Below are 12597 nucleotides of genomic sequence, written 5' to 3'. Positions count from 1 at the left end.
GCAATTTAAAGCAAATGAAAAAGACATTATTAGTAACCGTTACCGTACTTTCCATGCTGGCAAAAGTGCAGGCACAGCAAAGTAACACCCAGGTTGGGGCTGAGAAATTTAAACCTACCAATGAATCTTTAAAACAGTATCAATACCCGGATTGGTTCCGTGATGCGAAATTCGGGATCTGGTCACATTGGGGGCCACAGGCCGTTCCAAGACAAGGCGATTGGTATGCCAGGCACATGTATGTACAGGGCAGCGGGCAGAACAAATACCATGTAGAACATTACGGCACTCCATCTAAATTCGGATATAAAGATATTATCCCGCTATGGAAAGCAGAAAAATGGAACCCTGAACAGTTAATGGCCCTTTATAAGAAAGCTGGTGCAAAGTATTTTGTAAGTATGGGCTCACATCATGACATGTTCTTTTTGTGGAATTCTAAAATCCACCGGTGGAATTCGGTAAAAATGGGGCCACATAAAGATGTGGTAGGTTTGTGGCAAAAAGCAGCTAAAAAAGAAGGGCTACGCTTTGGCGTTTCAGAGCATCTTGCTGCCAGTTTCAACTGGTTTCAGCCCAGCCACGGATCGGATAAAACCGGCCAGTTTGCCGGAGTTCCGTATGATGGTCACGATCCTCAGTATTCAGACCTTTATCATCTACCTGCCGATTCCAGCGACATAAAAGAATGGCTTACCAATAATCCCGGATGGCATAAAAAATGGTCAGAATATGTAACCGAACTTATTGATAATTACCACCCTGACCTGCTTTATTCTGATAGCAAGCTTCCATTTGAAGATTATGGACGCAAAGTGGTGGCACATTACTACAATCAGGATATAGCCAAAAATAAAGGTAAACTCGAAGCCGTTTATACCCCTAAAGAGCCATCGGAGGGTAAATGGGCCCAGGATGTTGAGCGTGGCGTACTGGATTCAATCAGTCCTTTCCCATGGCAAACCGATACCTCAATAGGCGATTGGTATTACAGAACCGGACAGCGGTATAAAAATGCAAATGAAATTGCACAGCTTTTGGTAGATATTGTGAGCAAAAACGGCAACTTATTAATCAATGTTGTACAAACTCCGGAAGGAGACTTAGAGCCTGATGTAACCAAAATAGTAACCGAAATAGGCGAATGGACCAAAACTTATGGAGAGGGAATTTATGCCACAAGGCCCTGGAAAGTATACGGCGAAGGGCCATCTACCATTAAATCAAACCAAAAAAGAGGCGATTTTGGCGGATTGACAGATACGCGCGATTATGATGCCAGCGATATCCGCTATACCACAAAAGGGAACGACCTTTTTGCATTTTGCTTAAATGTTCCCCAGGGCGATATTGAGATGAAATTGTTGGGTAAAAATTCGAAATACCTCACTAAAGCCATTAGCTCCGTTTCCCTGCTCGGCAGTAAACAAAAACTAAGTTGGGAACAGCGTGAAGGCTCACTTGTAATCAAAAAGCCTGCAAATTACCCGGCCTGGAAAGTAACAGGGTTTAAAATATCATTTAAAAAATAAATAAAAGCAGTTATTAATTTAATAAAATATGAAAAGACATTGCCTGGCGCTTGATTTGGTAGATGACCCGAAGCTTATTGAGGAATATGAGCGCTACCACCTTAATGTTTGGCCTGAAATTAAACAAAGCATTACGGAGGCGGGAATTGTAGAGATGGAAATATACCGGGTTGCCAACAGGCTTTTTATGGTGATGGAAACCAACGATGATTTTAGCTTTGAAAAAAAGGCAAAAATGGATGCCGCTAACCTCAAAGTAGCCGAGTGGGAACAACTGATGTGGAAATATCAGCAGGCCTTGCCAATTGCCAAACCAGGAGAAAAATGGCTGCTCATGCAGAATATCTTTAAATTAACCGAACAGTAATGATAGAGAGATCAAGTAACGATACCTATGCCTTGAAATCAGAGGTGCTGCCACCGGTTATTTTTGGAACCAGTAGTTTAGGCAATCTTTATCAGGCAGTTGATTATAGTGTGAAACTGGAGGTGGTAAAGGCATGTGTGGCTTCATCAAAACCCGTTGCTTTTTTTGATTCAGCCGGCAAATATGGAGCAGGTCTGGCACTGGAATCATTGGGGAAATGTTTACGCGATTTAAATGTAGATCCGCAGCAGGTAGTAATCAGCAATAAGCTTGGTTGGTACAGAACAGCACTTTTAACCCCTGAACCTACATTTGAAGCAGGTGTTTGGAAGAATATTGAACATGATGCTGTTCAGATGATCAGCTACGATGGGATATTAAAGTGCTTCGAACAAGGTAACAAGCTGCTGGGCGATTACCGGGCACAAATGGTATCGGTACACGATCCGGACGAATATCTTTTTGCGAGCGAAAGCCAGGAAGATTATGAAGAACGTTATCAGCAAATTCTGGATGCCTACATGGCATTGGCCGAATTAAAATCTGCTGGCCTGGTATCTTCTATCGGTGTCGGCGCGAAAGATTGGAAAATCATACGTACAATAGCAACAGATGTAAAGCTCGATTGGGTGATGATTGCCAATAGTTTGACCATCAAATCGCATCCTCAGGAGCTGGTCGCGTTTATAAATGAACTCCACCAGAAAAATATTAAAGTAATTAACTCTGCCATATTTAATGGTGGATTTTTAACCGGTGGAGATTTTTACAATTACCAGCCTGTTGAAGCCGGCAGTTTAACAGGGAAAATGCTTCTTGATTGGAGGGAGAAATTTTTCCGGATCTGTGATCAGTTTAATGTACTTCCGGCCGAAGCCTGTTTTAGTTTTTCTGCAAGCTTTCCGGGGGTAAAAAGTATCGCTTTAAATACTACACGGCCCGAGAAAGTGGCTATCAATGCCGCCCTGGCCGAAAAGAAAATTCCCGACGGGTTTTGGCAGGAAATGAAAGCGCAAGGATTATTGAATTTTTAAAATAACAATGAAAGCATTAGTTTGTAAAACACCAGGAGAATTTGGCTATATCGATAAAGAAATGCCATTTGTTGAAGAGGGCATGGTGCTACTCAGGATGAAAAGACTGGGAATTTGTGGTACCGACTACCATGCATTTGAAGGAACACAGCCATTTTTTGAATATCCAAGAATACTCGGACACGAAATTGCCGCCGAAGTGGTAAGCGCTGACCCCGGACAGGACTTTAAAGCCGGAGACCTGGTTACAATTAGTCCCTATTTTTATTGCGGCACCTGTATAGCATGCCGTAGCGGCAGAACCAACTGTTGTGTTAAAATAAAAGTTTTTGGTGTGCATGTTGATGGGGCCATGCAGGAGTATATCACGGTTCCGGCATCAGCAATTGTTAGCGGTAAAGGGTTAACAGTAGATGAGCTGGCATTGGTAGAACCATTGGCCATAGGCGCACATGGCGTTAGCCTGGCACAGTTGAACAAGGGCGATACCGTGGTGATACTCGGAGCAGGGCCAATTGGCCTGGGTACCATCGCATTTGCTAAAATAACTGGAGCTGAGGTTATTGTTATAGACGTTAATGATAACAGGTTATCTTTTTGCCGTGAACGTTTAGGTATTGTACATACCATAAATCCATTAAAAGAAGATCCATCGGAACAACTATCGCTTATTACCAATGGTGAGTTTGCAAAAGTGGTAATTGATTGCACAGGAAACTTAAAAGCCATTAATAATGCCTTCAGGTTTTTGGCACATACAGGCAAATTTATCATGATAGGACTTCAGAAAGGTACTATTGAGGTGGTACACCCCGAATTCCACAAGCGTGAAGCTACGCTGATGAGCAGCAGAAATGCCTTGCCGAATGATTTTGCCTATGTGATAGATTGCATCAGGAAGGGGTTAGTTAAACCTTTGGATTTTGTTACCCATCATGTTCCATTTACACAGGTTAAAGAAGAATTTAACCACTTGCTCCAGGCAAATGAATCTTTGATTAAAGCCTTGATCAGTTTCGACGAATAATAAAAGTTAAACGCAGCTCAAAAATGAGCTTAAACCAATTCTAATAAAAATGAATACAATAAAAGGCATTGCAATTGTAACGCTGATTTTAGTTAGTCATGCACTGCGTGCCCAGGAGTACAAAATACAGTCGCCAAACAAAAAGATCGAACTGTCTTTGGCCTCAAAAACTGATAATAATTCAAAGAAATGGTACCTTAAGGTAGACTATCTACAGGGAAGTGCTTATCAGAATGTGATTCCAGCTATTGATTTAGGGCTTAAGGCCGGAGCGGTTGATTTTGCTTCAGGCATTAAATTCGATCAGGCAGATAAAGAAAAACAAATTAAAGAAACGTATACTGCGGTTCACGGCAAACGTAAATATTGTGCTAACAACGCCACAGAGCTCAGCTTCTATTTTAAAGGTGAGCAGGGAAAAAGACTCAGTATTACCCTTAGGGCATATGATGATGGGATTGCTTTCCGTTATGGCCTGACCGGAAAAAACGGTGAAACCATTGAATTAACCGACGAGCTCACCAGCTATAAAATGCCCACAGATGCCGAAAGATGGTTACAATCTTTTAGAACAAGTTACGAGGGCTACTATCCGGTTCAAAGCGGTTCGGTAGCAAAAGGAGAGTGGGGCTACCCTGCATTATTTAAAAAGCCGCTGGGAAAGGCTGATTGCTGGATGCTGATAACCGAAGCCGACGTGAACGGTTCATATTGCGCGACCAAACTTGGTAATAAGGACGACCAGGACAATTATAAACTGTTATTTCCGGCAGCTTCTGATGGAAACAGGCAGGGTAAGGTAAATCCCACCATAACCCTTCCTTTTTTATCTTCATGGAGAACGGTTATAATTGGGGATCTGGGACAGCTGTTCCAGTCTACACTGGTTGAAGATATTAGCACTCCCACTAAGATCAGTGACCTTTCGTGGGTGCAACCAGGATCAAGTTCATGGGTCTACTGGGCGTATAACCACGGCACCAAAGATTTTAAAAAGGTATGCGATTATATAGACCTGGCAGCACGGATGAACTGGCCTTATACGCTCTTTGACTGGGAATGGGATGACATGGGCAATGGCGGAAAGCTGGAAGATGCAGTACGTTATGCCAATAGCAAAGGCGTAAAACCCATGATGTGGTATAACTCGGGTGGCCCACACAATGGGGTGTCTGCTACGCCACGCGATAGAATGTTGACTCATGAGAACCGGATGAAGGAGTTTCGATGGTTAACAGAAATCGGAGTTTATGGCGTTAAAATAGATTTTTTTGAGAGCGACAAACAGGATATGATGAAATATTATATCGATATCCTGGAAGATGCGGCAAAATTTAAATTAATGGTCAACTTTCATGGTGCAACTATTCCCCGGGGCTGGAGCAGAACCTACCCGAACCTCATGAGTATGGAGGCCGTTTTGGGTGCAGAATGGTACAATAATGGCGCCGAGCTAACAGGTAAAGCTGCTGCGCATAATGCAACCCTGCCTTTTACACGCAATATTATTGGTCCGATGGATTATACACCGGTAACCTTTACCAATTCGCAACATCCGCATATCACCACTTTTGCGCACGAGCTTGCCTTATCTGTAGTATTCGAATCAGGTATCCTGCACATGGCCGACAGGCCTGAAGGATTTGATAACCTTCCGGATGCGCCCAAAGCGTTTTTACGCGAAGTACCTGTAGCCTGGGACGATAGCAAATTGATATCAGGATATCCGGGGAAAAATATTGTTCTGGCCAGGCGCAAGGGAAATGACTGGTATGTGGCCGGTATTAACGGCCTTGATAAAAAGGAGGATATTCAAATTCCGGTCGAATTTTTGAAGACAGGAAAACGGTACAAAGCAGTACTGATTGCAGATGGCGATTACGATTCGGCATTTAATACCACTTACCTTAACCTGGGAAAAGGAGATAATATTAAGTTAAAATGGCTTCCGAGAGGTGGTTTTACCTGTGTGCTTAAGGAAATACAATAAATTTAAAGAGCAGGGCTAAATTTACCTTTACCTATTTAGTATCCTGCTCTTTCATTACCGCAAAATTTAATAAAAGCAGTGCGTTTATGTAATGTTCAATTTTAAAAAACATGTGCACTGCTTTGGTATATCTATTAAATAATTCAATTGTAAGGGCCGTTTGATTTTAGCCCCCTAACAATTGAATTAAACTTGCTCTTTTGGCTTATGTTCCGGTATAAGTTATCCTAATAAAGGTGCCATTCCCATATTCCGGCCACTCCGTTTAGTATTTTTATCCTGAGGTAACGGCATTTTACGGCCAGTTGATCTACATGTGGCGATTGAACTTTAATGTCGCTATGCCCCCCGCTTTTTTGCCATGATTTTCCGTCAGTAGATGTCTCCAGCAAATATGCATGGCCAGCAGCCGGGCGTACAAAATAAACTTCGCTTAAACTTACTGATTTTACTTTTCCTAAATCTGCCACTATCCAGCTAGAAGTATCGCCTTCTTTTGCCATCCAGCGCGAACCATTTGAACCATCAAAGGCAAATTTGGAGTCGAAGAACTCCTCCCGTTTAAATGATGGATCGCTGATTGGTTTAATTTTTACAGAATCGGCCGTACTCGATGCAAAAGCATTACCAACCTGCAACGGTTTGCGGTGTTTTACTTTTGCGAGCTCACCAACACCATCAAGGCTTACCTCTACAGGATTAATGGTTCCGTCGCTTGCAAAGGTTAACGGGCTTACGTAAGTTTGGCGGTTAGTGCTGCCCCTGCCAAATTCTAAAAAGGCAATATAATATTTATCTGTTCCTTCCAGGTTGAAAACAGAACCATGCCCCGGGCCATATAATCCTTTTTCATAATTGGTTGTGGTTATGATATCATTTTTAGGAAAAGTATAGGGGCCTAGGGGCGAAACTTTGCTCATGATATAAGCGTACTGGTATTTCTCGTTTCCGCCTATGGTATACAAATAGTAATAAATGCCTTTCCTTTTAAAGAAAATTGGGCCTTCAGAATACTGTGTTCTGGGGGTCGAAATTACCTGTACGGCCGAGTCCACAGTAATCATATCAGGCATTAATTTTGCTGCATGCCTGGTGTTCCAGAACACGTAGGCCTGCTTATCATCATCAATAAATATTTCTGCATCAATGCCATTTGGTTTTTTAGTTTGCAACAAGGTTGATGGTGTGTAAGGTTTAAACCATTCGTCTTTGCCGCGGGCAAGTTTGAACGGCCCTTCCGGCCTGTCGGCTACTGCAGGGTACATGTAACCATTAACCGTAGGGTAGATATAGAATTTGCCATTTGCAGGAACAACTTTGCTTGGCGCCCAGTATAATTCTTTAACTGCCGATGGAAAATAAGTGCCTTCAAAGCTCCAGTTAACGAAATCTTTTGATTTCCAGAGTATAGGAGGACCTGAAGATTTAAGGCCTTTACCATAGCCATCTGTAGTGGCATAACAATAAAATGTTCCATTGATCTGTTGGATACTGGCATCGGCGTTCATATCCGGAATCAACGGCTTGCCAAATGGGTTTCTGTTCTGCGCCTTTATTGAGGCGGATACGCTAAGGATAAAAAAAATGGATAACAGTGTTTTTTTAGTCATTGATATTTATTTGAGTGTTTGTAGTTTAAAAGCATTTGTTTGTTGACACTATTTGGCAACACTTATACTCTTTAGAGTATCAACTGATATTTTTCTTGTCATTCAGCAGAAGAAAACCGTTTATGCGGTTTACAACAATGTACAAACTTTCATTTTAATAATGTTCAAGAAACAAATTTTTCAGGTAGTTATCATGATGGCAATAGCGCTGTCATCCAAGTCCCAAACCCTCCGTCAGCATAAAGATTTTCCTTACCCCGATAAAATCAGGTACGATGGTGCCTGTTTATACATAGATGGTAAACAAACCTTTGTTTATAGTGCAGCTTTTCATTATTTCAGAACACCCAAAGCGCTTTGGCGAGATCGTTTTTCTAAAATAAAGGCTGCAGGCTTTAATACCGTTGAAACTTATGTACCCTGGAATTTATCTGAACTTAATATGCCGGAAGGCCTTAATGACTTTTCACAGGTAGATTTAAAAGATTTAACCGAATGGCTTAAAATGGCGCAGGATGAATTTGGTTTCTATACGGTTGTCCGTCCCGGGGCATTTATTTGCGCAGAATTTGCCGGTGGTGGCTATCCCCGTTGGCTGGCTAAGTTCCGTCCCAATGATATAGAGGGTTTCTGGTTGAGAAGTGCTGATGACCGTTATCTGGACTGGCACGATCACTGGTATAAAGCGGTATGTAAAGTTGTTCAGAAAGAGCAGATTACTTCAAAACAGAAAGGTAAAAAAGGAATAATCCTGATCCAGATCGAGAACGAGTACAATGCCCACAAAACCACCAATAAGGCTCACGCTTTACAACGCATGTATAGCTGTGTACGCAATGCCGGTATAACCATTCCTGTTTTTACCTGCCTTACCGCCGAAACCCGTGGAAGCAAAGACCCCGTATTATCGCAGGTATTCGATTGTGACAATTATTATGTTGGACAGAAAGATGCGATTAATTGTACGCAACGCATGAGCGATTTAAAACGGCAACAGCCCGATGCACCAGGTTTTGTTACAGAATTACAGGGAGGCTGGTTTTCAACAGTAGGTGGCAAACTGAGCGAAGAGCATTATTCTAATGATAAACATTTTTATGCCATCGGCATGATGTCAATTGCCGGAGGTGCTACGGGTATTTTTCCTTATGTGTTTGTTGGGGGTACACATTTTGCAGGCTGGGGTGCCAGGGGGCAAACTACAACCTACGATTATAATGCAGCCATCCGCGAAAACGGAGCTTTATCTCCAAAATATTACGCCGCGCAGAATTTGGGCAATTTTATTAAAAAGTATGGGCAAGAACTTATTCATTCGAAAGGAGGATTGTGCAGCTTTGAAAGTGCCCCAGCCGAAATAGTAGGTGCACAACGTATATCTTCAGGGGGGACGCGCTTTGTATTTATACATAACAGTTCTGCTAATCAGAAGTATAGCGGAAATGCAACTGTTAAAGCAGGTAAAGGTAATAATGGGCAGGCCATGTACAACATTGACCAGGATGAAAACAAAGTACTGATCAAAAGTAAAAATAATGCAGATACTGCAATGGCTGCAATAGCCAGTCTTTCAATTCATTACGATTTAGGGCCAATGGAAACAAAAGTACTGATTATTCCTCCGGCTGGCGGAGCAGATAAAGGAACCTGGTGGTCTTACAGTGTGCCCGAAGCAAAGGTAGTGTCGCCGGTTAGCTTCCGCTTTAAAACAGTAAAACAGTACAACGAGGATACACAGGGGCCGTGGCGCCCGCTGTTTGATGGAAAATCATTGCCAGAAATGGAGATAAATGATTTACGCTACGTACGTTACCGTTCTAATTTCGAACTTAATAAAGAAGAAGTAAGCAAATACACCCGCATGTTGTTTAACACCTATTCGAGAGATATCATCAATATGGAGGTTAACGGCAAAATCGCACCCCGCTTATTCCCTTCTGAAAAGTGGGTGTCAGAAGTTACCCGTCAGCGCGATAAATCCTTTACTTTTTTAAAGGAAACCGAATACGATAACCAATTTGATTTAACCGGCCTGCTCAAGGAAGGCCATAATGAAGTATGGCTTGTTTACGAAAATATAGGGCACGAACATGGCTATTTTCCAATGGAAGAATTGTGTGGTATCCGTACCGCAGGCCTTTCTGATGGGGTTACCACAATCGATAAGATCCTGAAATGGGACTATTCTCCCAACCTGTCCGGTATAGAACACAAATTTACTGATGCTGCTTTCGATAGCAAGGGCTGGAAAGTTGTACCATTAGATACCACTTTTCTAATTCCGCGCAAGGGAAATAACATACAGCCAAAAGGAGAGCAAAATGCATTGCTAACTTGGTACCAGGCAGAATTTAAACTCCCTGAAAATACAGGTAAAAGAACCTGGAGGTTACTTATCAATGCTTCAGGTAATGGATTTATCTATATAAATGGCCATAATATTGGCCGCCACTGGGAAGCCGGGCCACAAAGGGAATTTTATATTCCCGAATGTTGGCTAAACCTTAAGGCAGGAGAGAAAAACAACATTACGCTGGGCTTAAGACAAACCGTAAATGGTGCTGTAATCAGGAGTATGGAAATCCGGAACTATGATAACGGCGATAGCTAAACTATTTATCTAAATCTATCCGTATAAAAGGGCACCTCAGTTATACTGCTGGTGCCCTTTGGTTTTTGCTGTATAAGAAATGAGTATCTATGACTTTTTTATTTGTCTACCAATAAATAAAACATTTACATGCTCAAGGAACATAAAGAATCTTTACTTGGCGTCGATATTGGGGGCTCGCACATTACAGCTTCGCTGATAGATATGGCCAATGCACGTGTGGTTTCTAAGTCTTACTCAAGAGAAAAAGTTAAAGACAACGGAGTGCCGGAAGAAATTTTGGATGTTTGGATAAACTGTATTAAAAGAAGCATTGAACTGGGAGTAGTTAACGGACCAAATGTGAAAATTGGAATAGCAATGCCCGGTCCTTTTGATTATGAGCGCGGCATTTCTTTGATTACAGGTATGAATAAGCTCGAATCGCTTTACAAAGCCGATATCCGCGCATATCTTAGTATCAAATTAGCCATACCCAAAGAAAATATTATTTTCAGAAATGATGCAGAAGCCTTTCTGCATGGTGAGGCATATTGTGGCGCAGTAAAACACGTATCAACCGCATTGGGAATAACGTTAGGCACAGGAGTAGGCTCAGCCATTCATACTGCCGGAACTACCCTTGATGCGAATTTGGGCATTTCGCCTTTTAAAGATGGAATTGTAGAAGATTACTTATCAACCAGGTGGTTTGTTTGCCGCTATAGGGAGCTCACCGGGAAAGAGATTGCCGATGCCAAACCTGTTTTTGACTTAGCCGCATCTAACGATCCACTGGCTTTGGGCATCGTAGGCGATTTTATAACAAATTTGAGCGAATTTTTATATAATTTCAGCATCCGTGAGCGCCAGGGTGCCATTGTTGTCGGCGGAAATATCGCAAAAGCTTATCCGCTGTATCTCGATCAGGTTAATGCGAATTTGGTTAAGCTTGGAATTGATGTTCAGGTTGTACCATCTGCCCTGGGAGAAGATGCGGCAATGCTTGGTATGGCATATTACCTGAACGGGAACCGGTCAGGAGAAAATGCCACGTTACCATCCAGGGAAATTACAAGTCTCGATACCCATTGATTATCAGTTAAATCATTTTGATAAACACCAGGCTAGTCCGAACCATAAATTACTGATCATTATGAAGAATTATTTCAGCATATCCAGTTTAATAATATGCTTGTTTCTATTGATAATTTGCGAAAATAAGCTGTTAAGCAATACCCGGAAACAAACTTTTGTTAAGGCAGCACTTCAGGCCAATAAAATAACCATAACTCATCCGGCAATGCTGCATACGAAAAGTGATTTTGAATTTATTAAAAGCAAACTCGCTCGTAATCTTCAACCCTGGAAAGCCGGATTTGATGTATTGGCTGCAAGCGGTTTCGTATCACTCAACTATGTTGCTAATCCACAAATAAAGATCGTTCGCGGAGGCAAAACACGCGAGGAGCCAGACCCCGATAATTACAGTAACGCCTATCGCGATGCTGCCGCAGCCTATCAGCTTGGCTTGATGTATAATTTAACCGGAAACACAAAATATGCCGATAAGGCTGTCCAGATTTTAAATGCATGGGCAATTACCAATAAAAGTATAACCGGTAATTCAAATAAATTTTTGGCCTCTGGCATTTACGGGTATCAGTTTGCTAATGCCGCAGAGCTGGTAAGAGGCTATTCTGGCTGGAAGGCAGCTGAATTTAAAACCTTTCAAAACTGGATGTTAAATGTTTGGTATCCGCTGGCCCTCGATTTTCTGCAACGCCATAACGGAACCTGCGCTACTCACTACTGGACTAACTGGGATATCGCCAACATGACAACCATTCTTTCTATCGGTATCTTAACGGATGATCAGAGTAAGATTAACTATGCTGTTGATTATTTTAAAAATGGGATAGGAAACGGAAATATTTTTAAAGCCGTTGTTTACAGGCATAAAGTAGGGGATGAAGATCTGGGCCAGGGACAGGAATCGGGCAGGGATCAGGGACATGCTACACTCAACATTTCTCTTTATGGTGCTTTTTGTCAAATGGCTTATAATATTGGCATCGATCTTTTTGCTTTCGATAATAACCGCGTATTGGCCCTTGCCGAGTATACTGCAAAGTATAATGTTAATACCACCAATGATGTGCCATTTTTACCCTATAAAAATTGCGATCCGGGTATTGAACATAAAGTGGTATCAAGTGGAGGCAGAGGAAATGTACGCCCTTGCTGGGAACTGATTTTTAATCATTACGCAAAGATAAAAGGATTAAAAGCTACTTATTCGCAGCAATTTGCAAGTAAACTTAGACCAGAGGGAGGTGGCGGAAATTACGGGCCAAACAGCGGCGGATTTGATCAGCTTGGTTTTGGAACCTTAATGTACTCGCGCTAATTTTTTCTGGTATGATCAGGCCATCATCAAATTAACC

At 42.0% G+C, this 12597-nt stretch carries 9 protein-coding genes; 8 read left to right on the top strand and 1 reads right to left on the bottom strand.

All coding sequences use genetic code 11. The features are described from left to right. The first annotated feature begins 14 nt into the window (after positions 1 to 14). The 5 genes from ACFSR6_RS07660 to ACFSR6_RS07640 are packed head-to-tail and all read left to right on the top strand — an operon-like array spanning position 15 to position 5950. Positions 15 to 1532 (top strand): alpha-L-fucosidase, encoded by a 1518-nt coding sequence (locus tag ACFSR6_RS07660; RefSeq protein WP_379077162.1) that lies wholly within the window; start codon positions 15 to 17, stop codon positions 1530 to 1532. Between the two features lie 28 nt (positions 1533 to 1560). Next, positions 1561 to 1899 carry an L-rhamnose mutarotase gene (locus ACFSR6_RS07655; RefSeq protein WP_379077160.1) on the top strand — a complete coding sequence of 113 codons (339 nt, stop codon included), beginning with the start codon at positions 1561 to 1563 and terminating at the stop codon, positions 1897 to 1899. Then, positions 1899 to 2933 carry an aldo/keto reductase gene (locus ACFSR6_RS07650; RefSeq protein ID WP_379077157.1) on the top strand — a complete coding sequence of 345 codons (1035 nt, stop codon included), beginning with the start codon at positions 1899 to 1901 and terminating at the stop codon, positions 2931 to 2933. Before ACFSR6_RS07655 ends, ACFSR6_RS07650 begins: the two co-directional genes overlap by 1 nt. A 7-nt stretch (positions 2934 to 2940) precedes the next feature. After that, positions 2941 to 3960 carry a zinc-binding alcohol dehydrogenase family protein gene (locus tag ACFSR6_RS07645; protein WP_379077154.1) on the top strand — a complete coding sequence of 340 codons (1020 nt, stop codon included), beginning with the start codon at positions 2941 to 2943 and terminating at the stop codon, positions 3958 to 3960. A 49-nt stretch (positions 3961 to 4009) separates the two neighbouring features. Next, complete coding sequence (locus tag ACFSR6_RS07640) at positions 4010 to 5950, top strand: glycoside hydrolase family 97 protein (RefSeq protein ID WP_379077151.1); 1941 nt, start codon at positions 4010 to 4012, stop codon at positions 5948 to 5950. A 227-nt stretch (positions 5951 to 6177) separates the two neighbouring features. Here ACFSR6_RS07640 and ACFSR6_RS07635 read toward each other — a convergent pair whose 3' ends face one another. After that, the gene (locus tag ACFSR6_RS07635) at positions 6178 to 7560 is read right to left on the bottom strand and encodes a family 43 glycosylhydrolase (RefSeq protein WP_379077148.1); all 1383 of its coding nucleotides are present in this window, start codon (positions 7558 to 7560) and stop codon (positions 6178 to 6180) included. A 160-nt stretch (positions 7561 to 7720) separates the two neighbouring features. On the opposite strand from ACFSR6_RS07635, the gene ACFSR6_RS07630 reads away from it, so the two are divergent. From ACFSR6_RS07630 to ACFSR6_RS07620, 3 genes are all read left to right on the top strand, one after another. Beyond that, positions 7721 to 10171 carry a beta-galactosidase gene (locus ACFSR6_RS07630; RefSeq protein WP_379077145.1) on the top strand — a complete coding sequence of 817 codons (2451 nt, stop codon included), beginning with the start codon at positions 7721 to 7723 and terminating at the stop codon, positions 10169 to 10171. A gap of 129 nt (positions 10172 to 10300) precedes the next feature. Continuing rightward, complete coding sequence (locus tag ACFSR6_RS07625) at positions 10301 to 11245, top strand: ROK family protein (protein WP_379077142.1); 945 nt, start codon at positions 10301 to 10303, stop codon at positions 11243 to 11245. Positions 11246 to 11345: 100 nt separating this feature from the next. Continuing rightward, complete coding sequence (locus ACFSR6_RS07620) at positions 11346 to 12560, top strand: alginate lyase family protein (RefSeq protein ID WP_379077139.1); 1215 nt, start codon at positions 11346 to 11348, stop codon at positions 12558 to 12560. Positions 12561 to 12597: the final 37 nt, after the last annotated feature.

This window comes from Pedobacter vanadiisoli, from assembly GCF_042684385.1.
GTDB classification, from domain to species: Bacteria; Bacteroidota; Bacteroidia; order Sphingobacteriales; family Sphingobacteriaceae; genus Pedobacter; species Pedobacter vanadiisoli.
The sequence above is the reverse complement of the archived record's forward strand: the minus strand, read 5'-3'. Positions and strand labels throughout refer to the sequence as shown.

Bases quoted from the DNA above. Each gene is read 5' to 3' on its own strand.
- ACFSR6_RS07645 (WP_379077154.1), top strand. From the start codon at position 2,941: ATGAAAGCATTAGTTTGTAAAACACCAGGAGAATTTGGCTATATCGAT.
- ACFSR6_RS07635 (WP_379077148.1), bottom strand. From the start codon at position 7,560: ATGACTAAAAAAACACTGTTATCCATTTTTTTTATCCTTAGCGTATCC.
- ACFSR6_RS07630 (WP_379077145.1), top strand. From the start codon at position 7,721: ATGTTCAAGAAACAAATTTTTCAGGTAGTTATCATGATGGCAATAGCG.
- ACFSR6_RS07655 (WP_379077160.1), top strand. From the start codon at position 1,561: ATGAAAAGACATTGCCTGGCGCTTGATTTGGTAGATGACCCGAAGCTT.
- ACFSR6_RS07650 (WP_379077157.1), top strand. From the start codon at position 1,899: ATGATAGAGAGATCAAGTAACGATACCTATGCCTTGAAATCAGAGGTG.
- ACFSR6_RS07625 (WP_379077142.1), top strand. From the start codon at position 10,301: ATGCTCAAGGAACATAAAGAATCTTTACTTGGCGTCGATATTGGGGGC.
- ACFSR6_RS07640 (WP_379077151.1), top strand. From the start codon at position 4,010: ATGAATACAATAAAAGGCATTGCAATTGTAACGCTGATTTTAGTTAGT.
- ACFSR6_RS07660 (WP_379077162.1), top strand. From the start codon at position 15: ATGAAAAAGACATTATTAGTAACCGTTACCGTACTTTCCATGCTGGCA.